The sequence below is a fragment of the Sphingobium sp. genome, from assembly GCF_033795625.1.
Classification (GTDB): domain Bacteria; phylum Pseudomonadota; class Alphaproteobacteria; order Sphingomonadales; family Sphingomonadaceae; genus Sphingobium.
In genome coordinates this window covers 17,014-40,494 of sequence record NZ_JARYGI010000022.1, presented here as the reverse complement: position 1 = coordinate 40,494, position 23,481 = coordinate 17,014, and the positions used below count along the sequence as shown (strand labels likewise).

The following is a 23,481-nucleotide window of genomic DNA, read 5'->3' as shown; positions in this document are numbered from 1 at the left end:
CGATAATATATATTATGTTAAATCGTAACGGGCATTATGGTTCAAGGATCATGGCCTTATCTCGAACCTGCCAGCTTTTCAGCCGCGCCAGCATGTTCATGCCGACAACATTTACTTCGCCGAACGCTGGCGAAGTTACGACCGGCAAATCTTCTGTCTTGATCGAGCCGATGGCAAGCTGGCGCACCATCGCGCGCTGAGCCTCAACCGGTCCGTTGGCGGTACTAAGCGCAACAGGCATTCGTTGCGTATCGATCTCGATGGAAGCTGCTTGGGCAGTCGATGTAGATAGTGCTGTGAACGTAGCTCCGCTATCGATCAGGAACCTTGTGGGTATACCGTTGACGTCGCCATCGACCCAGTAGTGCCCGTCGCTAGATGCTGCGATCCGGAGCCGAGAGCCGTCAGCCAATTGGCGTGGCCTACCTAGAACGTCCGATGTCACGCGCTGCGCCACAAAACCAATTTCGTCGCGATAGCTTACAAGAGTCAGCACAATCGCAAAAATACTGATCCAGGCCAGGATCATGCCGATCGCGCTGCGCAGCTGAATCCGTCTGGACAGCAAAGCGGCGCCAACAAGGACCAGCACAGCCAGATACCAGATGATGCCCGCTGTATCTGCCCCATCCATTTAAAGAACGATCGTCATGCCATCGAATCCCGGCTCGACGCCCGGCGGAAGCTCAGCTTTAAGAGGCACATAATCCATACTGTTGTCCATGTGAGTCAGGATCGCCCTACCCGGCTTCGCCGCTTCTATGCCTTCCAGAGTGCGGCTGAGATGTGCGTGAGTAGGATGAGGGCGCTCACGCAGCGCATCGACGATCCATACATCCACACCATTATACAACGTCAGCATATCGCTGGTAATCTCATGGAAGTCCGTGGCATAACCTACTGATTTACCACCGGTACAGAAGCGAAAGCCCGTCGAAAATATATTGCCGTGAGGCTGATCTACACAGGCGATCGAAATGTCGCCGATCATTAAATTGTTGGGAAGCACATGCGCCTGAACTGTCGCCGGATAGCCGTCGCGCCCTTCGAAAGCGTATGTGAATCGCTGCTGTAGTTGGTGAAGTGTCTGCCGCCGCGCATAGCCAGATATGGGCGCACCGGAGTGATGGAACAGTTGTCGAACGTCATCGATTCCATGACAGTGATCGGCGTGATCATGCGTCCACAATATGGCGTCGATCTGCACCACGCCTGCCGCAAGCAATTGTCCGCGCATGTCGGGAGATGTGTCGACTAGAATGCTCGTGGTTTCGCTTTCCACCAAGATGGAAGCCCGGGTGCGCGCGTTTTTGGGCTCATTGGGATCGCATGATCCCCAATCATTGCCGATACGCGGTACGCCCGAAGATGTGCCGCAACCCAGCAATGTCACCTTCAGCATGGCGAAGAGACTTTTGTAAACAATTTGTGGAAGTTATTGCTCGTAACCTGCGAAAGTTCCTCAATAGTTTCACCTCGAAGCTGCGCAAGGAACTTGGCAGTATCAGCAACAAAGGCTGGCTCGCACGGCTTACCCCGATGCGGTACCGGAGCTAAAAATGGGCTATCGGTTTCTATTAGCAGCCGGTCTGCCGGTAAGCGAGCCGCGGTGTCCTGAAGATCCTTTGCATTCCGGAATGTCACAATGCCGGAAATGCTGATGTAGAAGCCAATTTCCATGGCCGCATCGGCGAACGCGCCACTCGCGGTAAAGCAGTGAATAAGACCGGGAAAGGCCCCCCTCCCCATCTCGTCGCGCAGGATCGAAATCGTGTCTTCTTCAGCGTCCCGAGTATGCACGATGAGTGGCAGGCCCGTCTCCCGCGCCGCAGCGATGTGTGCGCGAAAAGACGCCTGCTGCCGCTCCCGATCGCTATGATCATAATAATAATCCAGCCCAGTCTCGCCTATGCCGACGATGCGAGGATGTGCAGCTTTTTCGACGAGCTTGGCAGTGTCGACATGCGGATGATCATCAGCTTCATGGGGATGAATTCCAACCGTCGCCCAGATATCGGCATCGCATTCCGCAGTCTCCAGAACGGCATCCCATTCGCTTTCCCGCGTCGCTATGTTGAGCATGATGCCGACGCCCGCCGCTCTAGCGCGTAGCAAAACGGCGGCCTGGTCCTCGACCAACCCTTTGTAGTTGAGGTGACAGTGACTATCGACGAACATCGTCAAGCATCCGCTACAGCCAGTTCCAGTCTGGGGAATAGAGGGTTCGGTGGTGAGAGGATGAAGCCACTCTTCAATAGTGCAGAATACCAGGTCGAGCCGATATCGGCATAGCGGCGAGAGTTGGCCGGCACTCCCATTTGGTCCAGCAACGCTGCAGCGGATTTGGGCACCACAGGCGAGATCATGATCGCCAAGTTCCCGATCGCTTCGTAGAGCGTGGCCAAAACGGCGGTCATCCGCTCAGGATCGGACTTTCGTAGAGCCCAAGGCGCCTGCGCATCGATATACTGGTTGCAGGCAAACACCGCCCGCATCCACGCCTCGATGGCCAAGGACGGCGAAAGATTTGCCATGGCGCCCGTAAAGTCTTTGGCGGCAGCGTCGATCAGGTCGCGCAGATCGCCATCCGCATCGGACACAGTGCCTCCGGACGGAAGTTCGCCATCCAGGTTCTTGGCGATGAAGCTGAGCGTCCGCTGCGCCAGATTGCCGAAACTGTTCGCCAGATCGCTGTTTGCCCGTTGGACAATCGCTTCGGCGCTGTAGCTGCCATCATTGCCGAAACTGACTTCCGCGAGGAGGAAATAGCGAAGCTGATCGACTCCGAAACGCTTCGCCAGTTCGAGCGGATCGGCGACATTCCCGACCGACTTCGACATCTTCTCACCGCGGTTGAGCAGGAAACCATGGCCGAACACTTGGCTCGGCAGTGGCAACTTCGCACTCATTAGGAAGGCTGGCCAATAAACTGCATGAAAACGCACGATATCCTTGCCAATGACATGAACGATATCTCCGCCCTCGGCCCAATAGTGTCCCATCCGCTCAGCATCGTTCGGATAGCCGCAGCCGGTCAGGTAATTCGTCAGCGCATCGACCCAGACGTACATGACATGGCCATCGCTACCGGGCACCTTGACGCCCCAATCGAAGCTGGTGCGGGACACGCTGAGATCGGATAAGCCTCCTTCCACGAACCGCATGATTTCATTCCGGCGGCTTTCCGGCCGAATGAAATCAGGATGGCTTTCATACAGATCAAGCAGGGGCTGCTGATATCTGGAAAGCTTGAAGAACCAGCTTTCCTCGACCGTCCATTCGACTGGCGTGCCTTGGGGCGAAAGCTTCGTGGTTCCCTCGCCTTCGATCAGTTCCTTTTCGTCATAAAAGGCTTCGTCCCGAACAGAATACCATCCTTCATAGCGTCCAAGATAAAGGTCGCCATTTGCCTCCATGGCGCGCCAGATCGCCTGGCTTGCGGCATGATGCGCCGGTTCGCTAGTGCGGATAAAGCGATCGTAACTGATTCCAAGAGCATCATCCATGTCTTTGAAATACGACGCCATTTCGTCAGCGAGAGCCTGAGGAGTCACGCCGCGATTTCGGGCCGCCTGATCCATCTTCAGGCCGTGTTCGTCCGTTCCGGTCTGGAAGAACACGTCGCGGCCCATCATCCGATGAAAGCGTGCGATAGCGTCCGTTGCGATCGCCTCATAGGCATGGCCTATATGCGGGCGCCCATTGGGGTAACTGATTGCGGTCGTGATCGTAAAAGGCTGGGACATCGGCTCGCTTCAAGAAGGCGTGTAGCGTCTCTCTAGCGAGTGGCGCCGATCAGGCAAAGGTCCATTTAGGCAGATTAGGCCGCGCGGCGAATGTCCGCGAGGGTCGCGACATGGCTGCACAACTCGAAAACCACCGTGGCTGGATCGAGAGAAAGGATTATCGCTCCGGATGCGAGGTGCTTCGCCTGCTCCCACGCTGTCAGCGTGGATTTCAAGGCTTGTCCTTCTCGCTCCCGTGCGGCGGCGGCGAGAAAGGCAGTTGCGCGCTCCAGAAAGGCTTCGTAGCGAGGCCGCGCTGCCTTGCCAGCCAAACGCCTGGCTAGGGCCAGACGCTGTCGGTTGGTGGGATCTCCATCGGAAGCGATCGCCCGTAAGGCCTTTTCGATTTCGCCAAGATCTAGACCTGCAAAACCTAATGCCCGCCCTGGTGATCCTTCTCCGGCCCGCGTCAAAGCATCAAGTTCGTCGGGGCTGACGCCTGGCAAATGCCGTTGCAGGATAGTCTTTACTGCGCTGTCATCGAGCGGGGCGAAACGCAGGACTCGGCAGCGGGACCGAATGGTCGGCAGCAGACGCGCTGGTGCATGAGTCACAAGGAGGAACAAGGTGCCTGCAGGGGGCTCCTCCAGGTTCTTCAACAGTGCGTTGGCTGCGCCTCGTTCCATATCATCGGCGCTGTCGATCACGATGATCCGACGGGCGGAAAGCGACGGTACGGCACCTAACAGCCGTTGAAGTCCACGCACCTGATCGACGCTGATGTTGCGGGCCAGATCGCCGTTGTCCTTCTCCAGCCGCACCAGTTCCGCATAATCCGGATGCGTACCCGCATCGAACAGCCGTGTAGTGGGATGGTCAACCGTAGCCCAATCCAGCGTACCGCCGTCCTGCTCTGCCCCGGCTGCTTCCGCCAGCAATCGCCTGGCCGCTGCACGGGCAAAGCTCGCCTTCCCCACTCCACGTGGGCCGGCAAGCATCCAGCCATGGTGCATGCGCCCGCTCCGGGCTGCCTCCATAAGCGCAAAGGCTTGGTCGTCGTGGCCCAAAAGTGACGTCATGGCAGCAAGTCGGTCAACGCCTGTAGGAGCAGGCTGGTGACGGCACTTGCGTCGCCGCTTGCGTCGATCATCCTAAATCGTTCGGGAGACTGCTCTGCGAACCGGGCAAAGGACCTGGCGACCCCGCGGTGATATTCGCGGTCCCGTCCTCCAATGCGATCCGGCCGGTCACCGTCACGCGCAGCGGTGCGAGCCTCGGCAATATCCTCTGGCACGGCGAGAACGAGCGTGCGGTCCGGCAGGAAGTCTCCACTGCCGATGCGATGGAGGCTCAATATGTCGTCGTCAGTGATCCCGCTCGCGCCGCCCTGATAGGCGCGGCTACTGTCCAGGAAACGGTCGGCGATCACCCATGCGCCACTCTCGACCGCCGGACGTATGACCCGTGCGACATGATCGGCGCGAGCAGCGGCAAACAGCAGCGCCTCCGCCCGCGGAGTCCAGCGATCGACAGCGCCGGTGAGCAGGAGGTCGCGAATGGTCTCGGCTCCAGGGCTGCCCCCGGGTTCCCGCGTCTCGACGACTGTTGCACCCCTGGCCCGCAAGGCTTCGGCCAAAGCCTTGACCTGAGTCGACTTACCCGCACCCTCTCCGCCTTCAAGACTGATGAACCGACCCGATGCCATTATCCGAAGAACGAATTCAGGCCATTCCACAACCGACCGAAAATACCTGCTTCCGCAACGGCTTCGGCAGCGACCAAGGGCATCGTCTGCGCGCCGGTGTCAGGCGTCGTGACGATCAGTTGTGCGATTTCCTGCCCCTTGGCGATCGGAGCCTTGATCGGGCCATTATAGACCACCTTTACCTGGATATTGCTGGAGGCCGTCCGCGGCAACGTGACTGCCAGGTTACGTGGAGCCATCAGGCCAACGGAGCGGGCACTGCCTAATTGCACAGCCGCAGTCTCCACCACTGCGCCCTTCTTGAACAAAGGCTGCGCTTTCCATGCGCGAAAACCCCAGTCCATGAAGCTAACTGACTCCTGGATGCGGCTATTGAAGCTGTCCAGGCCCGCAACGACCATGACCAGCCGCCGTCCGCCCTGATCCGCCGAACCTGTAAAGCCATAGCCTGCCTCATCGGTATGCCCCGTCTTCAGACCATCGGCTCCAGCTATGCGGCCGAGAATAGGGTTCCGGTTTCCTTGAGTGATGGCGTTGCCACCCATCGTCTTACCCCATGTGAAAGAGGTGGTGGCGTAGAATCTCTTATATAAGTCCGGCGTCTCCTGAACCGTGCCCTCGGCGAGCCGGGCAAGATCACGCGCCGTGACGTAAGTGACGCCTTCGTCGGGCCAGCCATTGCTGTTGCCAAAGTGGCTGCTGTTGAGGCCCATGCGCTTGGCCTCCTGATTCATCAGAGCAACGAACGCCTGCTCGGTTCCCGCGATCCCTTCCGCCAGTACGACGCAGGCATCGTTGCCCGACAAAGTAACTATGCCATGCAACAGGTTCTCGACCGATACCTGCTCGCCCGGGGAAAGGAACATGGTCGATCCCGCCGCGGGGCCATGCCATTTTTGCCAGGTCTCTGGCCGGACAGTGAACTTGGTGTCCAACTTCAACTCGCCCTGCTGAATCAGGCGAAATGCCACATGGGCAGTCATCATCTTGGCCATCGAGGCTGGCGGCATCCGCTGATCCGCACCCTTCGCATATAAGACAGCGCCTGATGAGAGATCCTTCATGAACGCGATTGGCGCAGCGCTGGTGTAAGGCGGCGCTTCGGCTGCAAGAGGCTGCGCCAGAAGCGGCAGTAACAGGATAACGGCAAAGCTTTTTATCATCTGGACTCTCGATATCGGATCGACAGCTTCAATATGCTGACGTCTCGGCTACATCGTCATTAGCTATAATGATGGCATCACGGAACCCCTTGGATGCGGCATAGCTCACGCCTGCGTGAGCTTCGCCTGCGCTAGTGTAGGGGCCAAAGGCCACGCGCCATGCGGATCCCGCGAACCTGATATTCGCGCCGACTCGCGCGGCCAGCGCTTCGGCTCGATCCTTTGAGGTGAAGGAAGCGATCTGTACCGTATACAATCCCAACTCCGGTAGAACCGGAGCCGCGGTGTAGGACGCAGGTTGAGGACGTATGCCAAGTTCTCCGCGCAACTGGGCGAGCGATGTCTTGCCTTCGGTGGCGCGCTCCGCCAGCCGCCGGCCAGACCGCAGCACAGCGCGTTCGGCTTCGGCTGGCTCTACACGCCTCACGCGAACGGGAACCGCGCCGCCTCCGAGTATGCCAAGCTGTTCAGCGGCTCCTCGCGACAGATCAAGTTCGCGGGCCTGAGTAAACGGCCCGCGGTCATTGACGCGGACCAGGATCGTCCGGCCGGTGGTCAATGCCGTCACTTCGATGTAACTTGGGAGCGGCAGGGTGCGATGCGCAGCGCTTACGGCGGACGGCTCGAAGCGTTCGCCATTGGCCGTGCGATTGCCATTCAGTTCCTCGCCGTACCAACTTGCATAGCCCAGAGCCCGATAGTTGCGGACATCTGCCGGCGTGTATGTCACGCCGCCTATGGTGTAAGGTGCTCCGATCTTGATGGGCAGGTCCGATACCCCACGCGACGTCAGTGGCGTTGATCCCGCTCTGAAGCGGCCGTCTCGCTGTCCGTCGATCATTCCGCAGGACCCGAGCATCAGCATCAGCGCTCCGCCAGTGGCGACGGGCCTAACCCGCCACGGCATCCGCGAGCAATCCCACCGACAAAGCGTAGAAGTTGGAACAGTTATAATCGAGGATCACCCTGTAATTGCCCGTCAGAAGATAAGCAGTCTTTCCCGGACCGTCCGGTTCGATCAGCGTGGCCAGATCGTTATCCCGGAGGGTGGCGAGACCTTGCGGCACGACGCCGCGCCTGCGCCATTCCGCCATGGTCAGCCAACGGCTATGCCTTTCCATGACGCGAGGGCATCGAGGCGCATTGGTACGGTTCGCAATGCCTGCACGGTCGAAACCTGCCGACACAACGGCGGGAACTCCCCAAGGCGTGCCTCTCCGCCAACCCGCATCCACGAAGTAATTGGCGATCGATGCAAGAGCGTCTGCCTCGCTCGACCAGATATCGGCACGTCCGTCGCCGTCGCCATCCTTTGCGACCCGAAGGTACACAGAAGGCAGGAATTGCGGGTATCCGGTGGCGCCTGCCCAGCTCCCCACGAGTTGCGAGCGCGAGACGCCATTGTCCAGCATCTTGAGCGTCGCGAGGAACTCCGGCTCGAACAATGCCCGTCGCCGTCCTTCATAGGCAAGAGTAGCTAAGGAACGAAGCAGGTCGAAATCTCCCGTGTACGATCCGTAGTTCGTCTCATGACCGTAGATCGCGACCATGATAGCCTCCGGCACACCGGTCTCGCGCTCGATACGGGCAAGCCGCGCCCGGTTGTTCTGATATGCTATCCGGCCACGGTTGATGCGGGCCGCATCGACATGCTGCTTGCGATAAGGCTCAAATGCGGGAATGGGCGAATCGAAGCTCCCTCCCGGCTGAGATTGATCTAGGGTAATGACGCGCGGATTGACCGTCAGAGTAGGAAACGTCCGGTCCATCGTCGCATCGCTGATGCCAAGGGCGTGCGCTTTCCCCCGCAAGCTTGCCAAATAGGTCTGGAAGCCGTCAATGGGTTGCTGAAAAGCTGGCGGTGCTGTCGCAACATCAGGCGAGGTCGCGCTCATCAGGAGCGTGGCCGCCAGAATGGCAGATTTCATCATGGGTTTCGCCTTTCGCTCGGTGAGTGTCGCACAGTACGCCGCTTGCGTGAATCCCTTATAGCTTTTGCGTTGCTCGTCTCATCGAAAATATACCTTGGAATAATCCAAGGGACAGCTAATAGCGCCCCAACGGACAGGTGGCCGAGTGGTTTAAGGCAGCGGTCTTGAAAACCGCCGTGGGTGCAAGCTCACCGTGGGTTCGAATCCCACCCTGTCCGCCAGCAAGCGGGGCAGTCCATGATATCCGAAGACAGGTCGAAGCGTGCGGGTGTCACATCCATTGAAGGGGTGCCCTCTCCGACTGCGAACGTGAACCGGTTCCGCCGTAAGCGCTTTCACATGCTGCTAGATGTGCTGAACCGCATCGCGCCCGGCAAAGACACCATTAGGCTGCTCGATATCGGCGGGACGCGGGCGTATTGGGAAGGTGTCAGGGATCTCTGGCAGCACCTTCCGCTGGACATCACCATCGTCAACATTGGTGCGGAGGCGCGGGACGATCCGCCATATCAACTGCGCGGTGGTGACGCCTGCAATCTTTTCGATCATGCCGATGGCAGCTTCGATGTGGTTCATTCCAACAGCGTCATCGAGCATGTCGGCCACTGGGCGGAAATCACCGCAATGGCGAAAGAGATCCAGCGCCTCGCGCCGCATTATTTCGTACAGACGCCGAATTACGGCTTTCCGCTGGAACCGCATTATCGGACGCTGTTTTTCCACTGGCTGCCCGAATCCATGCGCGCCAGTATCCTCACGAAGCGTAAGCTGGGGTTCCGCGGGCCAGAAGCCAGCTTTGATGATGCCATGCTTAACGTCCAGACCGTCAATCTCCTGACGGCACGCCAGATGGCCGCGCTATTTCCCGATGCGAGGATCGCACGGGAGAAGGTCGCTGGCCTCAGTAAATCGCTCATCGCCATTCGCTGAGCCACTGCCGAATTATTGAGCTTCCTTTGCCTTCGGCTCATGGCGATCCAGAAAATCGAGCATCGTGCGCCACAAGTGTACCGAGACTTTAGGCCCGGAAACGCGATGCGTCTGACCGGGATATACCATCGTCTCGAACGGCACCGCCTCTCCCTGCATCTTTGCCATCAACGCCGTTGAATTATCGAAGACGACATTGTCATCGGACATGCCATGGATCAGCAACAGCGGATCTTTTAATGCATCGGTTTCTTCCAGCGCGCCTGAGGCAGGATAAGCACTGTCCTTGGCTTTGGGATCACCCAGATAGCGCTCTGTATAGTGAGTGTCGTACAGCTCCCATTTCGTAACCGGTGCGCCAGCAATGCCGGCCATGAACGTGCCCGGCGACTTCTGCAGCAGCTTCAGCGTCATATAGCCGCCATAGGACCAGCCGTAGGTCGCGATGCGGGCCGGATCGACGAACGGTTGCGCCTTCAGCCACTTCGCACCGGCAAGCTGATCCTCGACCTCTACGGTGCCCATTGCCTTGTAGATCTGGTCTTCGAAGGCCTTGCCGCGATCCGGCGTGCCGCGATTATCGACTGCGTAGACGATCCAGCCTTGCTGGACGAGATACTGGTTGAGCGCCCCGCCCCACTGGTTGGTCACCTGACGCCCCGCACCCGGACCGCCATAATGGATCATGAACACCGGGTAGCGTTTGCCCGGCTCCAGCGGCGGAGTCATGATCTTGGTATGGAGCGTCGATCCATCTTCGGCCTTCAGGGTGCCGAAGGTCGTCGTCGCATGGCTCGCCAGATAAGGGCCGTAAGGATGCGTGGCGTTCAGCGCATTTTCGGAAAGCCAGCGCAGCCGGGTCCCGGCCGCATCCGCCAGATAGACTTGCCTGGGATTGTCGCTGTTGCTGCGGCTGACGATGATCCGGCTGCCGTTGTTGTCCATCACCGCTTCGTTCCACCAGCCGCTGGCGGTGAGCTGGCGGGGGGCAGCAGGGCGCTTTCCGCCCTTCAAAGATGCACTGTAAAGTTGGTCTTCCAGCGGCGTATCGCGATTGCCTGTGAAATAGACGAGGCCCCTGCCCTCATCGACGCCGACGACTTGTCGCACTTCCCAGGGCCCCTCGGTAAGCGTCGTCCATTTACCCGCTTTCACATGATAAAGATGGCCGTGGCCCGAGCGCTCCGACCACCACAGGAACCCGCCATCCGCCAGCGCGCGGAAGTTGGAATGGAGATTGATCCACGTCTTGGCGCGTTCAGTCAGGAGTACCGTCGATTTGCCGGTAGCCGGATCGACAGCTAGCAGGTCGAGCCGCTTCTGGTCGCGGCTTTCCCGCTGAACGTAAAGCGTATCGCCGCTCTTCGACCAATTTACGCGGGCGAGGTAAATGTCGGGTTCTGTGCCAAGATCGACCTTCACCTGCCCCGATCCGTCAGGCTTCATAACATACAGATCGATCAGCGCATTGGACGTACCGGCCTTTGGATAACGTTGCGCATAAACGCTGGTGCCGTCCGCACCGATAGCCGCACGTGTGACGACTGCCACCGGCGTTTCATCGATCCGGGCCACGGCGATGTAGCGGTCTCCCGGAGCCCACCAATGCCCTGTAGTGCGGTCCATCTCCTCCTGAGCGACGAACTCGGCGACGCCCCAACTGACTGTCTCCGAAGCGCCTTTGGTGAGTTGCCTCTCGCCGCCCCCATTTGCATCGGTGACGAACAGGTTGCCGTCGCGCACGAAGGACACATAGGCGCCGGCCGGGCTGACCGTGGGATTTAGCTCCCCTTGCGGCGTATCGGTGAGACGCGTCACACGTCCGTCGAGGCCGGCGAGAAACAGATCGCCGTCCAGAGGAACCATGATGTGCTTGCCATCAGGCGCCCAGTCATAGGCGACAATACCTTTGCTGTCGCCTATGCGCGCACGCTCGCGCTGCATCTTCTCGGCTTCGCTGAGCGCTGCGCCGCTACCCACTTTCCGGGAATCCACCAGCATGCGTTCCGCGCCCGAACTGGTGTCGATCGCCCACAGGTCATAGCGCTCCTTCTCTTCCTGACGGGGCTTGAGCAAAGTCACCAGCTTTCCATCCGGCGAAAGCTTCAGAGCGCGAGGTTGAGGCCCGGAGAGGTCAGGACTTGCAAAGACACGCTCTAGGGTGAGAGGCTTGGGAGCGACCGACTGCGCCATGGCAGGAGAAGCCGTGATCGCAAGCAATGCCGCCGCACCTAAAAGTTTACCAATCACGCCTTTAGGAGGCATATGCCATTGTCCTTCTTGTATTATGATGCTCGACCCTAAAGCGTCTCTCCGGCGCATGGAAGCGCAAGATGGCGCGAAGGTTTGCCGAGGTGACTGCCGGACACAACGCGCGAAAGGTGTAGCGCCAAGCCACATGCTGGCGCTGAATGTGGTGAGCGCAAAGATCGAAAGTGCGCACTAAAACGGCAAACTCGCTACCGCACTGCGGGGCGAAAAATGGTGGGCGCGGCAAGGATTGAACTTGCGACCCCACCCGTGTGAAGGGTGTGCTCTACCACTGAGCTACGCGCCCCCGGAGGGAGCCGCGCATTGGCATCGCCTCGCGCGGCTGTCAAGCAGGCGCAGCGCGTTCACTCCATGGCGTCGGCAATTTCTTCGAGCGGATCAATATCGATCACGCCGATCTTACCATGCTCCAGTTCGACTATCCCCGCCTGAGCCCAGAGCGCGAGTTGCCGGTTGATATTCTCCCGACTGATCCCGGCGAACATAGCCAGTTCGGTCTGGCTCAGGGTAATGACGTTCGTCTCGCTATTCTTAAGCAGCCGGAGCAGGAAGCGCGCCAGGCGCGGCGCTGCGCCATAAGCACGATCCGTCTCGATCGTTTCATTGGCGAGCCGCAGACGCATCGCCAGTTCACGCATCAATCGCAATGCAATTCCATGATTGGCCGCGATCACACGCTCGAACACCGGCCGCGCCAATGTGAGATAGCGGACGGGTCCCATGGCGATCACGCTGGCGCTGCGGACCCCGCCATCGATCAGCGCGATCTCGCCCAGCACGGTTCCAGCCGTCGCATATTCCAGAACGATCTCGCGGCCATTGGCAGAATAGACGGTGACGCGCGCCTGCCCCTCCAGCAGGATGATCAGGAAATCGCCCTTATCCCCCTGCTGCAGAAACACTTCAGCCTTTTTGGCCTTATGTTCGCGTGCATCCGCCAGCAAATGCCCCAGGTCTTCCGGGCCCAGCGAGCGCAGCAGGCTATGCTCCGGCATCTTGGCGTACAATGCGGTGATGTCCATGCGATACTCCCTCAGACGCTTATGCTTTGCGGGACGCCGGAATCCAAGTGCGCGTCAGACCAGCCGGCTCTGCTTAACCGCAGCCTCGATAAAGCTTGCGAACAAGGGGTGCGGATCGAAGGGCTTGGACTTCAACTCGGGATGGAATTGTACCCCCACGAACCAGGGATGATCCGGCCGCTCGACGATTTCCGGCAATGTGCCGTCCGGCGACATTCCCGAGAAGATCAGCCCGCCCTTCTCCAGCGGCTCACGATAGCCCGCATTCACTTCATAGCGATGGCGATGCCGCTCGCTGATCTCTTCGGCCTGATAGATGCCAGCGACGACACTATTGCCGCTGAGTTTCGCCGGATAGGCCCCAAGCCGCATCGTGCCGCCCAGATCGCCGCCATGTTGGCGCTTCTGCAGCCCTTCCGCGCCCATCCATTCCGTAATCAAGCCTACCACCGGCTCGCTTGTTTCGCCGAACTCCGTGGTGGACGCATTCTCGATGCCGGCCGTGTTGCGGGCACCTTCGATGCACGCCATTTGCATGCCAAGGCAGATACCGAAGAAAGGCACGCGACGCTCGCGAGCAAAGCGCACGCTTGCGATCTTGCCCTCGCTCCCCCGCACACCGAAGCCACCGGGAACCAGGATGCCGTGCATTGGCTCCAGCGCCGCCGTAACGCTGCTGTCCTCTTTCTCGAACAGTTCCGCGTCGATCCAGCGGATGTGCACCTTCACACGATTGTGCAGCCCGCCGTGCACCAGTGCTTCGTGCAAGGATTTGTAGGCGTCGGGCAGGCCGACATACTTGCCGACGACGCCGATGGTGACTTCGCCCTCCGGATTGGCATGGCGGTCCATGATGTCGAACCACCGATCCAGCACCGGCAATCTCGCGTCCTCGACGCCAAAGGCTCGAAGCACTTCCTCGTCCAGGCCCTCGGCGTGATATTGAGTCGGGACCGAATAGATGCTTGTCGCATCAAGCGCGGGAATCACGGCTTCCTTCCGAACGTTGCAGAACAACGCGATCTTGGCGCGCTCACTATCGGGCAGCGGCTGTTCGCAGCGGCACAGGAGAATGTCAGGCTGGATGCCGAGCGACGTCAGTTCCCTGACACTGTGCTGCGTCGGCTTCGTCTTCAATTCACCTGCAGCGGCAATGTAGGGCACGAGCGTCACGTGGACGAAGATCGAGTTGCCGCGGCCAAGATCGTTGTGAAGCTGCCGAATCGCCTCCATGAACGGCAGGCTCTCGATATCGCCAACGGTGCCACCGATCTCGCACAGCACGAAGTCGATCCCGTCGGTATCCGCTAGCGCGAATGCCTTTATCTCGTCCGTGACGTGCGGGATCACCTGCACCGTCGCACCGAGATAATCGCCGCGCCGCTCCTTGGTGATGATCGTCTGATACACGCGGCCTTGAGTTACATTGTCCGACTGGCGGCTGGGAACACCAGTGAACCGCTCATAATGGCCCAGATCGAGATCGGTTTCCGCCCCGTCGTCCGTCACATAGACTTCGCCGTGCTGGTAGGGCGACATCGTACCCGGATCGACATTCAGATAGGGATCGAACTTGCGGATTCGCACGCGATATCCTCGTGCCTGCAGCAGCGCTGCGAGGCTGGCGGCCATGAGGCCCTTACCAAGCGAGGAGACCACGCCGCCGGTTATGAATATATACCGCGCCATGGGATGAGAGGCTTAGCCTTTTACAAACGAGTTGGGCAAGCGCGCGAATCCGCACGCCCGCAAAAATAGTTTCGAGCGGAAAGTGGGAGGCGCGAAACGCGAAGCTTAGTTGGCGAGCGGAACCGTCTCGTTGCCAGCTTGAGCGGCAGGCGCAGCGGCGTTGCCGATCGACTGCGCGGCGCCGGCCAGCGGATCGCCACCGGCCAAGGGCGGCGCGCTGTTGCTGGCGGGAGCGGCCGGAGCCGTCTTCGCCAGCGACGTATCGATGCTGCTCGGCGCATGCTGAACCGAAGCGATCACCGCCAGCACCACACTCAGACCCACGAACAGAGTCGCAAGGATCGTCGTCGCCCGCGTCAGGAAGTTAGCCGCACCACGCGCCGACATCAGTCCCGAAGGACTGCCGCCGACGCCCAGGCCGCCGCCTTCGGAACGCTGCATCAGAATCACAGTGACCAGCGCTGCCGCGATGATCGCCTGCACGACGAGGAGAAAGGTAAAGATCATGCGACTAGGCTGTCCGGGATGATGTATGTTGCCGGGCACATAGCGAGATTGGGTCCTGGGTTCAACCTGCCACTCCCAATGTTCCTATGCCGCCGCAGCGATGATCGGGCCGAAGCTTTCCACCTTCAGGCTCGCGCCACCCACAAGTCCGCCATCGACATCAGCGACTGTGAACACCTCGGCAGCGTTGGCGGCGTTCACCGATCCGCCATAAAGAATGCGCATGGCATTGCCATCCTTGCCCAGCCGCTTGATGAGCGCGGCACGAATGGCGCTATGCATCTCGGCAATCTGATCCATCGTCGGAATCCTACCCGTGCCGATGCACCATACTGGCTCATAGGCGATGGACAGCCATTCGGCCGCCGCTCCCTCGGGCAGTGAGGCTTCCAGCTGCGCCAGAACGAAGGGCACGGCCTCCCCGCTGTCGCGTATTTCCAGGCTTTCCCCCACACACAGGATCACCTTGAGCCCCGCAGCATGCGCAGCAAGGGCTTTGCTCGCAACATCGGCATCCGTCTCGCCATGATCCGCCCGCCGCTCGCTATGGCCGACGATCGCCCAGGTCGCGCCAGCTTCCTTAAGCATTTGGGCGGACAGGCAACCGGTATGTGCGCCGCTCGTCTTGGCATGACAGTCCTGACCACCGATGAACGCGCCACCGCGCGCCTCAGCCGCCATGCTGATCAGCGTCGCTGGTACGCACAAGCCGACTTCCACTTGGGGATGAGATGCCGCTTCCGCTCCAATGGCGGCAACTTGCGGCAGATGTGCCCGCAAACCGTTCATTTTCCAATTTCCAACCACCAGCTTGCGTCTAACCATTGCCCCTGATCTCCTGCACGAAATGGGATGTTGCGGCGCAGCGATAGCGGTTGAAAGCATATTGTCCAGCCTGTGGCCGCCACGCAGCTGCACTCGACAGCAGCAGGATTCGACCCTAAAGCGGCGAACATCTCGTCTCAGGCCAACGGTTCCGGACCCTTATGCTCAGTTTTTTCCGTAAATTCCTTGGCTCCAGAATTGGCGCGTTCATCGCGCTGGCCTTCCTCGCGATCATAGCATTCGCCTTCGCAGCGGGGGACATCACCAATACTGGCGGTCTGGGTTCGATCGGTGGCGGAGGCGGCACAGCTGCCAAGGTGGGCGGTGAGAAGCTTTCTGTTGCCGACCTGCAAGCACGTACGCAGCGCATTTTCGAACAGGAGCGACGCAGCAACCCCGGTCTCCAGATCAACGAGTTTCTGGCCAAGGGCGCCGTGGAGCAGGTCTACGATCAGCTGATCGCCGGCCTTACCGTCAGCGCCTATGCCGACAAGCAAGGCATGAGCGTGTCCAAGCGGATGATCGACGGCCAGATCGCCGCCATCCCTGCTTTCCAGGATGCATCCGGCAAGTTCAGTGAAGACCTGTTCCGCCAACTGCTGGCTCGGGAAGGCGTGAATGAGCAGACATTACGTGACGACATCAGCCGTGACCTGATCGGCAAGCAACTCATCGGCCCAGCCAACCTTGGGGTGCGATTGGGCGACAGCCTCGTTCTCCCTTACGCTTCACTGCTTCTGGAAGCCCGTGCGGGCCGCATAGCCGCAATTCCAGCCGCCGCCTTTGCGCCCAAGACACCTCCGTCTCAGGCGCAACTTCAGGATTTCTATAGCAAGAACGCGGAACGCTACACAATCCCCGAGCAGCGCCGCCTGCGTTACGCGGTCATCGATGCCACTCGCTTCGCTGGAGCCGCCAATCCGACGGATGCGGAAATTGCGGCCTTCTACAATCAGAACAAACCAAAGTACGCGCGCAGTGAGACTCGCGATCTCGAACGTCTTGTCCTCCCAACCGAGGCTGCGGCAAAGACGATCGCTGCCGATGTAGAAGCGGGCAAATCGATGACCGCGGCAGCGCAGGCTGCTGGTCTGGCGGTTGCGACTCTCTCCAGGCAAACACGTGAAACGCTTACCCGCGAGGGCAATGCAGCCGTGGCTCAGGACGTGTTGGTGGGCAAGCAGGGTGATGTGGTGGGGCCAATTCGCACGGCGCTTGGTTGGCAGGTGCTCCGCGTGACGGCCATCAACGTGGTGCCGGAGCGTAGCCTCGCTCAAGTCCGTTCTGAAATCGTCACCGCGCTGAAAAGCCAGAAAGTCGCGCAGTTGATCAGCGACTTCACCGGCAAGATCGAGGACCAGGTTGCCGAAGGCGCCACCTTTGACGAAATCGCCAAGGACAATGGCCTTTCCGTGGAGACCTCGCCACCCGTAATTTCTACAGGGCAGAATGTGCAGGACCCCACGTTCAAACCAACTGCCGACCTCCAGCCGCTGTTGAAGGCGGGGTTCGACATGACCGCTGACGATGATGCGCAGCTTGTGCCGGTGGTTCCCAATCAGCGCTATGCTCTGCTTGATGTCAGCGAGATCATTCCCGCCGCTCCGCCGCCTTTGGCCAAGATACGCAGCCTGGTCGTAAGCAATTTGGCACAGAGCCAGGGCGCTGCAAAAGCGAAAGCGGTTGCCGAGCAGATTCGCGCCAAGGTGGCAAAGGGCATGTCTCTCGAAGACGCCCTCAAGTCGGCGGGGGTTCCCCTGCCCGCGCCGCAACGCGTCGCCGGCCGCCGTGCCGACCTGATGCGCGGCCAGCAGCGTCCTCCAGCGGAAATAGCGTTGCTGTTCTCCATGGCGCCCAAGAGCGTGAAGACGCTGTCGATCCCTAACGATCAAGGCACGTTCATCGTCCAGCTCGATCAGATTCAGCGCGCCGATGCCGCCAAGCAGCCGGCACTGGTCGAGAACGTCCGCACACAGCTTTCGCAAGTCACTGGCGGAGAATATGCCGATCAGTTCGAACGTTCCATGGAGAAGGAACTGGGTGTGAAGCGTGACACTGCGGCAATCGCCAAGGTCAAGCAGGCCCTGCGTGCCGCCAATGGCGTGACGCCTTGATCTCCATGAAGGCAGGAGCGGAAGGCGACGTATTAGCACGGCAGGCTCTGGAAGAGGGCCGCTCCGCCCTCGTATGGCGCCGGCAAATTGCAGACACAGACACACCTATTTCCGCGGCGCTTAAATTGTTCGAATCCGATCGCGGTGACTTCCTGCTGGAATCGGTGGAAGGGGGCGCTGTCCGTGGCCGCCACAGCCTGATCGGTCTGGCGCCCGACATCGTGTTCCGCGCGATGGGCGATAAAGCGGAGATCAACCGCCAGTGGCAGACCGACCGCGATGCGTTCGCCCCTGCCGGAGCGGGCGCGCTGGTTTCGTTGCGCGCGCTGGTGGAGGAATGCAAAGCATCGATGGACCCCGCTTTGCCTTCGGCCTTGGCCTGTCTAGTCGGCTATTTTGGCTATGAGACGATCGGCTTGGTGGAGAAACTCCCCCGCCCGTCGCCGAACCCAGTCGATGTTCCTGACATGCTGTTCGTGCGGCCGACGGTCATCTTGATCTTCGATCGACTGGCAGACGAACTATATCTGGTCGCGCCAGTCTGGAAGGGTAGCTTTACTGACCCGGAAAAGGCCATCGCCGCCGCACATGAACGGATCGACGCCGCCGCGGCTCGCCTTGCTGGCCCAGTGCCCAGCATCGAACGAGTGGCCGACCTGCCGGACGTTGTTGTTCAGCCAGTGCTGCCGGAGGGTCGGTATCGGGAGATGGTGCTTGCCGCGAAGGACTACATCGTCGCAGGCGATATTTTCCAGGTGGTGCTGGCCCAGCGCTTCACCGCCCCGTTTACGCTACCGCCCATCGCACTTTATCGCGCGTTGCGGCGGATCAATCCCTCGCCGTTCCTTTATTATCTCGATCTGCCCGGCTTTGCGCTGATTGGCTCAAGCCCTGAAATACTCGTGCGCGCCCGCGATGGCGAAGTTACCATCCGCCCGATCGCAGGCACGCGGCCACGCGGAAAAACGGCTACCGAGGATGCCGCCAATCGCGACAGCCTGCTTGCCGATCCCAAAGAACGCGCCGAGCATCTCATGCTGCTTGACCTGGGCCGCAACGATGTCGGGCGGGTGGCGCAGGCCGGTACGGTGGCAGTGACGGACAGCTACGGCGTGGAGTTCTACAGCCATGTCATGCATGTCGTCTCCAATGTCGTGGGCCAGATTGCTCCCGGCAAGGACGCGCTCGACGCCCTGTTTGCCGGGTTCCCTGCCGGCACTGTAAGTGGAGCGCCGAAGATCCGCGCTTGCGAAATCATCGCCGAGTTGGAACCTGAAACACGTGGAGCTTATGCTGGCGGCGTTGGATATTTCAGCCCCGATGGCAATATGGATAGCTGCATCGTACTGCGGACTGCCGTTCTAAAGGATGGCTTGATGCACGTTCAGGCAGGCGCGGGGATCGTGGCGGATAGTGAACCGGACTATGAGCAGCGCGAATGCGAAGCGAAGAGTCGCGCTCTTGTCGCTGCCGCACGGGAAGCCGTCCAGATTGCGCGAGAAGCGGGTTTCGGGCAGTAAGGCGCCATGATCCTAGTTATCGACAATTATGACAGTTTCACCTGGAACCTCGTCCATTACCTGATGGAACTCGGGGCTGAGGTCGAAGTCGTCCGCAACGACGCCATGTCCGCCGGGCAGGCTCTATCATCCGGCGCAGAAGCGTTCCTGCTCTCTCCCGGCCCATGCACCCCGAACGAAGCGGGGATCAGCCTCGATATCGTCGCGGCATGTGCCGACGCCGGCAAGCCGCTTCTCGGCGTATGCCTCGGCCATCAATCGATTGGCCAATATTTCGGAGGCCGTGTCGTGCGGGGCGGGTTGATGCACGGCAAGACTTCGCCCATCACCCACGACGGCACAGGGCTGTTCCGGGATCTGCCTTCTCCCTTCACTGCAACCCGATATCATTCGCTGATCGTCGAGGATATTCCGGAAGTGTTGATCGTCAACGCTACGAGCGATGACGGCTCCGTCATGGGTTTTCGGCATCGCGACCTCCCCATTCACAGCGTTCAGTTCCACCCTGAAAGCATCGCCACCGAACATGGGCATGCGATGCTCGCCAATTTCATGACTGCTGCAGGCATGAAGGTGAAAGAGCGCGCCTGATTCCAGGTTATCGCTCGACATATTTTCCACGCACCGTCTAAGGGAGCAACCATGTCCCTGCTCCCTGACCCTTCCCTCCCGCTTGATCTTGCGACCGCGGCCGATGCATTCGCTATTCTGCTCGACGGCAGGGCCTCCGATGAGGACGTCGCTCACTTCCTGATCGTGATGAGCGATCGCGGAGAAACATCGACGGAGATTGCCGCCGCCGCACAAGCCCTGCGTGATCGCATGATCAGGATCACAGCGCCCACAGATGCAATAGACGTTTGCGGGACAGGCGGAGACGGCCATCACACGCTTAATGTCTCCACAGCCGTCTCTCTGGTAGTAGCGGCCTGCGATGTTCCGGTAGCCAAGCACGGCAACCGAGCCGCTTCGTCAAAATCCGGAGCCGCCGATACACTGGAAGCCCTTGGGCTCGATCTTGCCCGTGCGGCCGACATCGCTGAACGTTCCTTGGCCGACTTGGGCATCTGCTTCCTATTCGCGCAAGATCATCATCCGGCGCTGAAGCGGCTGGCCCCCATACGGAAGGCACTGAACCGCCGCACGATCTTCAACCTGATGGGCCCGCTCGCCAACCCCGCAGGCGTCCGCCGTCAGCTCATAGGAATCGCACGACCCGACTATGTACCGATCTATGCCGAAGCACTGGCCATGCTGGGGACGAAGCAAGCTTTCATAGTGTCGGGCGATGAGGGCTTGGATGAGCTCTCCATCGCGGGTGGCAACGACATTGCAGATGTCGCAGCCGAGGGTCTTATCACTATGCGGCGCTGGTCGCCTGCCGATGCCGGTCTACCGCTTCACGCTATCGATGCCATCCGGGGTGGAGATGCCGAGCACAATGCCGCAGCGTTGCGGAGCCTTTTGAATGGCACAGCGGGAGCCTACCGGGACGCCGTGTTGTTTAACTCCGCTGCGGCGCTTGTCGTCGCAGGCGCCGTCACGGACCTGCGCTCAGGGGTGGACGAGGCGGCCGAAGCCATAGACAAGGGGCTGGCCAATACCCTGCTGAACTGCTGGATTGCCTATTCATGACCAACAAACTTGTCGAGATCTGCGCCACGAAGCGTCAGGAAGTCGCCGCTCGCAAAGCTGAGATGACGGTGGCGACCCTGGACGCCCGTGCCGCCGAACAAAGCGCCCCCAGGGGTTTCCGCGCTGCTCTGGATGCCGCTGCGCGCGATGGCTATGGCTTGATTGCGGAAATCAAAAAAGCCAGCCCCTCGAAGGGCTTGATCCGGGCCGATTTCAATCCCGAAGCTCACGCAGTCGCCTATGAGGCGGGCGGTGCAGCTTGCCTCTCGGTACTTACCGACGCGCCGTATTTTCAGGGGCATGAGGATTATCTGATGGCCGCCCGCTCGGCCTGCGCGCTTCCCGTTTTGCGCAAGGACTTCATGGTGGATCCCTGGCAGGTGCTTGAGAGCCGCTCCATCGGAGCCGACGCCATACTGATCATTGCTGCCGCCCTCGACGATGCCCAGATGGCAGACATTGAAGATGCGGCGCTGAATCTGGGGATGGACGCGCTGGTCGAAGTCCATGACGCCTTGGAACTAGAGCGTGCAATGAAACTTAAGTCGCGATTGATCGGCGTCAACAATCGCGATCTGCGTGATTTCTCCGTGGATTTTGCTCGGACCTATGAGCTGGTGAGCCAAGCTCCAGAAGGCTGCACTTTCATTGCTGAAAGCGGCCTTACGAGCCGAGCCGATCTTGACGCCATGGCTGCACGCGGCGTCCGCTGCTTCCTCATTGGCGAGGCGCTGATGCGGCAGGATGACGTGGAAGCTGCCACTCGGGCCTTGCTCGCGGCATGAACAAGCTGACGCATCTAGATGAGGCCGGCTCGGCACGCATGGTAGACGTGTCCAGCAAAGCGACATCAGTGCGGGAGGCAATCGCATCTGGCCGCATCGACATGAGCAGAGAAGCTGCCAATGCCATCGCGCAAGGCCTTGTAAAGAAAGGTGATGTCCTCGCTGTCGCGCGCGTTGCCGGCATAATGGCAGCCAAGAAAACCGCCGACCTCATTCCCCTATGTCACCCGCTTCCTCTAAGCGCTGTCACGGTGAACTTTGACCTTGATGAAGCAGGAATCATGGTAACCGCGACTGCCCGGACGGCTGCCCCGACAGGGGTCGAGATGGAGGCACTCACCGCCGTATCGGTCGCCTTGCTCACCGTATATGACATGGCAAAGGCAATGGATAAGTCTATGACGATCCATAGTATCTCGCTGGTTTCCAAGACCGGCGGCAAGTCCGGTGACTGGCAAGCACCGGATCGCAAGGCATCCACATGAGCCTCATGCCGGTCGAAGAAGCACAGGCCCGGCTGCTCGCGCTAGCCAAGCCCCTGCCGAGGGAAGATGCGCCCCTGCTTCATTGCAACGGTCGCTGGCTGGCCTCGGATGTAATGGCCTTGCGGGACCAGCCGTTTACCGATCTCTCGGCGATGGATGGCTATGCTGTGCAGGCCGGAAGTGGACCGTGGCGCGTTACTCAGGAAAGCGCCGCGGGCGGACCAGTGCCGCAGCCGCTCGCCCCCGGCCAAGCGGCGCGCATCTTTACGGGGGCCCCTGTTCCAGTCGGTGCCGACGCAATACTCATTCAGGAAAATGCCGAACGAGACGCCGATCTCGTAAGATGCACGACTGGAAACCTCCTCAAGCCTGGGCTTCACCTTCGTCCTCAAGGTTCCGATTTCAAAGACGGTGAGGTGCTGTTGAGGGCTGGCAGCCAGCTCGGCCCCGCTCAACTCGGCCTTGCTGCCTTGGCAGGGCACGGCACCCTCCCCGTCCACCGCAGGCCCCGAATAGCGATCCTTTCCACCGGTAACGAACTCGTAGCACCAGGCGCGCCTATTCCGGTCGGGAAACTACCTTCGTCCAACAGCGTCATGCTGGCGGCGATGCTTCAGCAGCTCCCCTGCGAAATCAGCGACGTAGGCATAATAGCGGACGACCTGGACGCGATGAAAGCGGCATTCGATTCAGTACGCCACTTCGACCTCATCATATCGACCGGGGGCGCCTCTGTCGGTGATCATGACCTGGTCCGGCCCGCCTTTGCAGCAGCTGGCGGAACTCTGGACTTTTGGAAGATCAGGATGCGTCCTGGCAAGCCACTGATGGCCGGAACATTAGATGGAGCGATCTTCCTAGGGCTTCCCGGCAATCCGGTCTCTGCTTTCGTGACCGCCACCCTGTTCGTCAAACCGCTGATATCGCACCTGTGCGGTAGCCCCACGCCTCTGCCCCGTTTCAGCTCCGCGCCCTTAGCGCGCGACCTTGGACCTACGGGAGAGCGAGATGATTATCTCCGAGCCCGAATGACGCCAGAGGGAGCAGTGGCGCTCACGGCTCAGGACAGCGCGGCCACGCGCGCCTTGGCCGACGCAAATTGCCTGATCGTGCGTCCGGCGGGCTCGGAGTTTGCGGCGCGCGATAGCTTGGTGACGATATTGCCACTTTAAGC

The 23,481-nt window shown here is 60.1% G+C and carries 22 protein-coding genes and 2 tRNA genes; 9 read left to right on the top strand and 15 right to left on the bottom strand.

Annotated features, from left to right (window positions below; genetic code table 11):
• Positions 1 to 34: 34 nt before the first annotated feature.
• From QHC67_RS12045 to QHC67_RS12005, 9 genes are all read right to left on the bottom strand, one after another.
• On the bottom strand, positions 35 to 634 hold the full coding sequence (locus QHC67_RS12045) for a TIGR02281 family clan AA aspartic protease (protein ID WP_319294630.1): 600 nt from the start codon (positions 632 to 634) through the stop codon (positions 35 to 37).
• Positions 635 to 1,402: an MBL fold metallo-hydrolase gene (locus QHC67_RS12040; RefSeq protein WP_319294628.1), complete on the bottom strand. Its 768-nt coding sequence runs from the start codon at positions 1,400 to 1,402 to the stop codon at positions 635 to 637.
• Positions 1,396 to 2,178 (bottom strand): TatD family hydrolase, encoded by a 783-nt coding sequence (locus tag QHC67_RS12035; RefSeq protein WP_319294626.1) that lies wholly within the window; start codon positions 2,176 to 2,178, stop codon positions 1,396 to 1,398. Before QHC67_RS12035 ends, QHC67_RS12040 begins: the two co-directional genes overlap by 7 nt.
• Positions 2,179 to 2,180: 2 nt before the next feature.
• The gene (gene metG, locus QHC67_RS12030) at positions 2,181 to 3,746 is read right to left on the bottom strand and encodes a methionine--tRNA ligase (RefSeq protein WP_319294624.1); all 1,566 of its coding nucleotides are present in this window, start codon (positions 3,744 to 3,746) and stop codon (positions 2,181 to 2,183) included.
• 74 nt (positions 3,747 to 3,820) lie between these two features.
• Positions 3,821 to 4,804, bottom strand: a complete 984-nt coding sequence (locus QHC67_RS12025; protein WP_319294622.1) for an AAA family ATPase — start codon at positions 4,802 to 4,804, stop codon at positions 3,821 to 3,823.
• Positions 4,801 to 5,430, bottom strand: a complete 630-nt coding sequence (gene tmk / locus QHC67_RS12020; RefSeq protein WP_319294620.1) for a dTMP kinase — start codon at positions 5,428 to 5,430, stop codon at positions 4,801 to 4,803. Before tmk ends, QHC67_RS12025 begins: the two co-directional genes overlap by 4 nt.
• Positions 5,430 to 6,593: a D-alanyl-D-alanine carboxypeptidase family protein gene (locus QHC67_RS12015; RefSeq protein ID WP_319294618.1), complete on the bottom strand. Its 1,164-nt coding sequence runs from the start codon at positions 6,591 to 6,593 to the stop codon at positions 5,430 to 5,432. Before QHC67_RS12015 ends, tmk begins: the two co-directional genes overlap by 1 nt.
• Positions 6,594 to 6,621: 28 nt before the next feature.
• Positions 6,622 to 7,500 (bottom strand): septal ring lytic transglycosylase RlpA family protein, encoded by an 879-nt coding sequence (locus QHC67_RS12010; protein WP_319294616.1) that lies wholly within the window; start codon positions 7,498 to 7,500, stop codon positions 6,622 to 6,624.
• Positions 7,484 to 8,521, bottom strand: coding sequence for a lytic murein transglycosylase (locus tag QHC67_RS12005; protein ID WP_319294670.1), 1,038 nt, complete (start codon positions 8,519 to 8,521; stop codon positions 7,484 to 7,486). Before QHC67_RS12005 ends, QHC67_RS12010 begins: the two co-directional genes overlap by 17 nt.
• Before the next feature lie 134 nt (positions 8,522 to 8,655).
• On the opposite strand from QHC67_RS12005, the gene QHC67_RS12000 reads away from it, so the two are divergent.
• A tRNA-Ser gene (locus tag QHC67_RS12000) sits at positions 8,656 to 8,745 on the top strand.
• Between the two features lie 16 nt (positions 8,746 to 8,761).
• Positions 8,762 to 9,454 carry a methyltransferase domain-containing protein gene (locus tag QHC67_RS11995; RefSeq protein ID WP_413818531.1) on the top strand — a complete coding sequence of 231 codons (693 nt, stop codon included), beginning with the start codon at positions 8,762 to 8,764 and terminating at the stop codon, positions 9,452 to 9,454.
• Positions 9,455 to 9,466: 12 nt separating this feature from the next.
• On the opposite strand, the gene QHC67_RS11990 is transcribed toward QHC67_RS11995, so the two are convergent.
• From QHC67_RS11990 to tpiA, 6 genes are all read right to left on the bottom strand, one after another.
• Positions 9,467 to 11,719: a DPP IV N-terminal domain-containing protein gene (locus QHC67_RS11990; RefSeq protein WP_413818530.1), complete on the bottom strand. Its 2,253-nt coding sequence runs from the start codon at positions 11,717 to 11,719 to the stop codon at positions 9,467 to 9,469.
• A gap of 217 nt (positions 11,720 to 11,936) precedes the next feature.
• Positions 11,937 to 12,011 (bottom strand) — tRNA-Val (locus tag QHC67_RS11985).
• A gap of 58 nt (positions 12,012 to 12,069) precedes the next feature.
• On the bottom strand, positions 12,070 to 12,747 hold the full coding sequence (locus QHC67_RS11980; RefSeq protein ID WP_319294613.1) for a Crp/Fnr family transcriptional regulator: 678 nt from the start codon (positions 12,745 to 12,747) through the stop codon (positions 12,070 to 12,072).
• A gap of 54 nt (positions 12,748 to 12,801) precedes the next feature.
• A complete protein-coding gene (locus QHC67_RS11975) occupies positions 12,802 to 14,436 on the bottom strand; it encodes a CTP synthase (protein ID WP_319294612.1) in 1,635 nt (544 codons plus the stop codon).
• Positions 14,437 to 14,541: 105 nt separating this feature from the next.
• Positions 14,542 to 14,940 carry a preprotein translocase subunit SecG gene (gene secG, locus QHC67_RS11970; RefSeq protein WP_319294666.1) on the bottom strand — a complete coding sequence of 133 codons (399 nt, stop codon included), beginning with the start codon at positions 14,938 to 14,940 and terminating at the stop codon, positions 14,542 to 14,544.
• An 87-nt stretch (positions 14,941 to 15,027) separates the two neighbouring features.
• Positions 15,028 to 15,768, bottom strand: a complete 741-nt coding sequence (gene tpiA, locus QHC67_RS11965) for a triose-phosphate isomerase (RefSeq protein ID WP_319294610.1) — start codon at positions 15,766 to 15,768, stop codon at positions 15,028 to 15,030.
• Positions 15,769 to 15,929: 161 nt separating this feature from the next.
• Between tpiA and QHC67_RS11960 the strand changes: the two genes are divergently transcribed.
• The 7 genes from QHC67_RS11960 to glp are packed head-to-tail and all read left to right on the top strand — an operon-like array spanning position 15,930 to position 23,479.
• Entirely contained in the window at positions 15,930 to 17,882 is a 1,953-nt protein-coding gene (locus QHC67_RS11960; RefSeq protein WP_319294608.1) for a SurA N-terminal domain-containing protein, read from the top strand.
• Positions 17,883 to 17,887: 5 nt separating this feature from the next.
• The gene (gene trpE / locus QHC67_RS11955) at positions 17,888 to 19,402 is read left to right on the top strand and encodes an anthranilate synthase component I (protein ID WP_319294664.1); all 1,515 of its coding nucleotides are present in this window, start codon (positions 17,888 to 17,890) and stop codon (positions 19,400 to 19,402) included.
• A gap of 6 nt (positions 19,403 to 19,408) precedes the next feature.
• Positions 19,409 to 19,993, top strand: coding sequence for an aminodeoxychorismate/anthranilate synthase component II (locus QHC67_RS11950; RefSeq protein ID WP_319294606.1), 585 nt, complete (start codon positions 19,409 to 19,411; stop codon positions 19,991 to 19,993).
• 51 nt (positions 19,994 to 20,044) lie between these two features.
• Entirely contained in the window at positions 20,045 to 21,037 is a 993-nt protein-coding gene (gene trpD, locus QHC67_RS11945; RefSeq protein ID WP_319294604.1) for an anthranilate phosphoribosyltransferase, read from the top strand.
• Entirely contained in the window at positions 21,034 to 21,822 is a 789-nt protein-coding gene (gene trpC, locus QHC67_RS11940; protein ID WP_319294602.1) for an indole-3-glycerol phosphate synthase TrpC, read from the top strand. The genes trpD and trpC overlap by 4 nt, the downstream gene beginning before the upstream one ends.
• Positions 21,819 to 22,307 carry a cyclic pyranopterin monophosphate synthase MoaC gene (gene moaC, locus QHC67_RS11935; RefSeq protein WP_319294600.1) on the top strand — a complete coding sequence of 163 codons (489 nt, stop codon included), beginning with the start codon at positions 21,819 to 21,821 and terminating at the stop codon, positions 22,305 to 22,307. The genes trpC and moaC overlap by 4 nt, the downstream gene beginning before the upstream one ends.
• A complete protein-coding gene (gene glp / locus QHC67_RS11930) occupies positions 22,304 to 23,479 on the top strand; it encodes a gephyrin-like molybdotransferase Glp (RefSeq protein ID WP_319294598.1) in 1,176 nt (391 codons plus the stop codon). Before moaC ends, glp begins: the two co-directional genes overlap by 4 nt.
• Positions 23,480 to 23,481: the final 2 nt, after the last annotated feature.

Bases quoted from the DNA above. Each gene is read 5' to 3' on its own strand.
- QHC67_RS12045 (WP_319294630.1), bottom strand. From the start codon at position 634: ATGGATGGGGCAGATACAGCGGGCATCATCTGGTATCTGGCTGTGCTG.
- QHC67_RS12040 (WP_319294628.1), bottom strand. From the start codon at position 1,402: ATGCTGAAGGTGACATTGCTGGGTTGCGGCACATCTTCGGGCGTACCG.
- QHC67_RS12035 (WP_319294626.1), bottom strand. From the start codon at position 2,178: ATGTTCGTCGATAGTCACTGTCACCTCAACTACAAAGGGTTGGTCGAG.
- metG (WP_319294624.1), bottom strand. From the start codon at position 3,746: ATGTCCCAGCCTTTTACGATCACGACCGCAATCAGTTACCCCAATGGG.
- QHC67_RS12025 (WP_319294622.1), bottom strand. From the start codon at position 4,804: ATGACGTCACTTTTGGGCCACGACGACCAAGCCTTTGCGCTTATGGAG.
- tmk (WP_319294620.1), bottom strand. From the start codon at position 5,430: ATGGCATCGGGTCGGTTCATCAGTCTTGAAGGCGGAGAGGGTGCGGGT.
- QHC67_RS12015 (WP_319294618.1), bottom strand. From the start codon at position 6,593: ATGATAAAAAGCTTTGCCGTTATCCTGTTACTGCCGCTTCTGGCGCAG.
- QHC67_RS12010 (WP_319294616.1), bottom strand. From the start codon at position 7,500: ATGCCGTGGCGGGTTAGGCCCGTCGCCACTGGCGGAGCGCTGATGCTG.
- QHC67_RS12005 (WP_319294670.1), bottom strand. From the start codon at position 8,521: ATGAAATCTGCCATTCTGGCGGCCACGCTCCTGATGAGCGCGACCTCG.
- QHC67_RS11995 (WP_413818531.1), top strand. From the start codon at position 8,762: ATGATATCCGAAGACAGGTCGAAGCGTGCGGGTGTCACATCCATTGAA.
- QHC67_RS11990 (WP_413818530.1), bottom strand. From the start codon at position 11,719: ATGCCTCCTAAAGGCGTGATTGGTAAACTTTTAGGTGCGGCGGCATTG.
- QHC67_RS11980 (WP_319294613.1), bottom strand. From the start codon at position 12,747: ATGGACATCACCGCATTGTACGCCAAGATGCCGGAGCATAGCCTGCTG.
- QHC67_RS11975 (WP_319294612.1), bottom strand. From the start codon at position 14,436: ATGGCGCGGTATATATTCATAACCGGCGGCGTGGTCTCCTCGCTTGGT.
- tpiA (WP_319294610.1), bottom strand. From the start codon at position 15,768: ATGGTTAGACGCAAGCTGGTGGTTGGAAATTGGAAAATGAACGGTTTG.
- QHC67_RS11960 (WP_319294608.1), top strand. From the start codon at position 15,930: ATGCTCAGTTTTTTCCGTAAATTCCTTGGCTCCAGAATTGGCGCGTTC.
- trpE (WP_319294664.1), top strand. From the start codon at position 17,888: ATGAAGGCAGGAGCGGAAGGCGACGTATTAGCACGGCAGGCTCTGGAA.
- QHC67_RS11950 (WP_319294606.1), top strand. From the start codon at position 19,409: ATGATCCTAGTTATCGACAATTATGACAGTTTCACCTGGAACCTCGTC.
- trpD (WP_319294604.1), top strand. From the start codon at position 20,045: ATGTCCCTGCTCCCTGACCCTTCCCTCCCGCTTGATCTTGCGACCGCG.
- trpC (WP_319294602.1), top strand. From the start codon at position 21,034: ATGACCAACAAACTTGTCGAGATCTGCGCCACGAAGCGTCAGGAAGTC.
- moaC (WP_319294600.1), top strand. From the start codon at position 21,819: ATGAACAAGCTGACGCATCTAGATGAGGCCGGCTCGGCACGCATGGTA.
- glp (WP_319294598.1), top strand. From the start codon at position 22,304: ATGAGCCTCATGCCGGTCGAAGAAGCACAGGCCCGGCTGCTCGCGCTA.